Raw genomic sequence first — 2210 nt, 5'->3', positions numbered from 1 at the left:
CGGTTCACAGGAGTGGAGCCTGCGGGAACGACCCGGTTCACAGGAGTGGAGCCTGCGGGAACGACCCGGTTCACAGGAGTGGAGCCTGTCCGGGTGTGTGTAACCGCACGCGCTCGTAGAACGCCATAGCTGCGGCGGTGGCGACATTGAGTGAATCCGTTCCCGGCGCCATCGGGATACGCGCGCGAACGTCGGTGGCGCGCATGGCGTGTTCGGTCAGTCCAGGCCCTTCGGCTCCGAGTAGAAGTGCCACTTTCTCGCCCGTCATCGCCTGGGCGAGCGGTATCGCCGACGGGTTGGGCGTCAGCGATATTGTCTGAAAACCGCTCTCTCGCAGTACATTCAGTCCCCTCGGCCAGTCGGGAACACGCGCGAACGGAACCCGCAGTACGTGCCCCATCGACACCCGCACCGCGCGTCGATACAGCGGATCAGCACATGCCGCACCGAAGAGCACCGCATCCGCGCCGAGTCCGGCCGCGTTGCGGAACATCGACCCGAGATTTTCATGGTCGTTGACGCCTTCCAGCACCACGACAGTTCGTGCACCCTCCAGTACCGCGGCTAGGTCCAGTTCCGGCGGGCGATGCGCCGCGGCGAGCACCCCTCGATTGAGGTGAAATCCGATAACGTCGGCCATGACCTCCGCGGTCGCCCGATAGAACGGGACGTCGACGCCGTCGAGGCAATCACCGAGTTCCTGCAGTCGACGGTCGACCCCGAGCAAACTGATCGGCGAAAACCTCGATGAGAGCAAGCGCTCCGCCACCAGAACACCTTCGGCGATCACCAAGCCTTTTCCGTCGGGTAGGTCGGGACGGCGATCGGACGAGTTGAGGTCTCGAAAGTCGTCCAGCCTGGGATCGGCGGAGTTTTCGATGTCGATTACGTGTACCACGTGTCCATCTTGGCACCTGTGTGAAAAGCTCGACTGCGATGACTACCGAAGACACGATCAACATCAGAACGGCCACCGACGACGACTGGGATTCAGTCGCACTTCTCGACGCCCACGCGTTCGGTGAGCACCAAAATTCCGAGGACCTCGCCGAGACTCAGATTCTGACGAGCTCCGAGCACGTTGTCATGGCATGGGATGGAAGCACGCCCGTCGGCGTCGCCATGCATTTCCCGATGTCCGTGACGGTCCCCGGCGGCGAACAGGTGGAAGCGTCGGGTGTGTCGTGGGTGTCGGTCGCGCCGACGCACCGCAGGCGCGGCATTCTCCGCCGCATGTTCACCGAACAACACCGCAAACTCGATGCTGCGGGGGCTCCACTGTCGCTCCTGACTGCGAGTGAAGCGACGATCTACCGCCGATTCGGGTACGGCCCGGCGACGGAGGAACACGCAATCGTGCTCGACCGCAGGTTCGCGCAGTTCCACGAGTCGGTTCCAGCCGTCACCGGCGTCCGTCTGATCGAGTCGACGGAAGCCTCGACACTGCTTCCCGAAATCTACCATCGCTGGCAGCGCAAAACGGCTGGGGCTCAACCGAAGCCGCCGATTCGATGGGAGCGATTCTTCGCCGACCGGGAGAACCGTAGGCATGGACTGACCGAGCTGTTCTTCATCGCGCACGCTGACGGATACGTCGCATATCGTCGGAGTCCCACCGAGAGCAAGGTCGTCGTTCAGGAGTTCATCGCCGTCACCGATCAGGCATACGCCGAGATGTGGCAAGTACTCGCGGGGATCGATCTCGTCGACACCATCGAGGTCAGCCAAGCCCCGGACGAGGCGCTGCCCTTCCTCCTGACGAACAATCGTCTACCCAAGATCACCGGCCTTCACGATGCACTGTGGTGCCGAATCATGGACGTCAAGGCAGCATTGGAAGCACGCACCTACGGCGTCGACGCCCAGTTCGTCCTCGAGGTGGAAGACCCGTTCCTCGACGCGGGCGGCACCTTCGACGTGACGATCTCCGCGGGAGCAGCGACGGTCACGCGCACCGAAGCTGCACCGGATGCGAGGGTCGGACTCGACGTCCTGTCGTCGATGTACTTCGGCACACACCGTGCAACGCGTTTTGCCGCCGCGTCGAGGCTGTGGACCCGCGATCCGGAGGCACTCCACACCGTCGACATCGCCTTCGCGACCGATAGGGCCTCGGTCATGGGTTGGGCGTTCTAGGCCGCAGGCTCGCGGTAGTGACCGAACGACTCATTCGGTCACTACCGCGCGTGAACGCGCACCTTCCAGCCCAC

2 protein-coding genes are annotated in these 2210 nt (G+C 63.3%); one reads left to right on the top strand and one right to left on the bottom strand.

Annotated features, from left to right (window positions below):
* Window positions 1-70: 70 nt before the first annotated feature.
* Complete coding sequence (locus ACODSO_RS29100; protein WP_489040069.1) at window positions 71-898, bottom strand: TrmH family RNA methyltransferase; 828 nt, start codon at window positions 896-898, stop codon at window positions 71-73.
* Window positions 899-936: 38 nt separating this feature from the next.
* On the opposite strand from ACODSO_RS29100, the gene ACODSO_RS29095 reads away from it, so the two are divergent.
* A complete protein-coding gene (locus tag ACODSO_RS29095; RefSeq protein WP_489040068.1) occupies window positions 937-2136 on the top strand; it encodes a GNAT family N-acetyltransferase in 1200 nt (399 codons plus the stop codon).
* Window positions 2137-2210: the final 74 nt, after the last annotated feature.

The organism is Rhodococcus sp. FG69, assembly GCF_057808915.1.
This window is presented reverse-complemented; position numbering and strand designations above follow the sequence as displayed.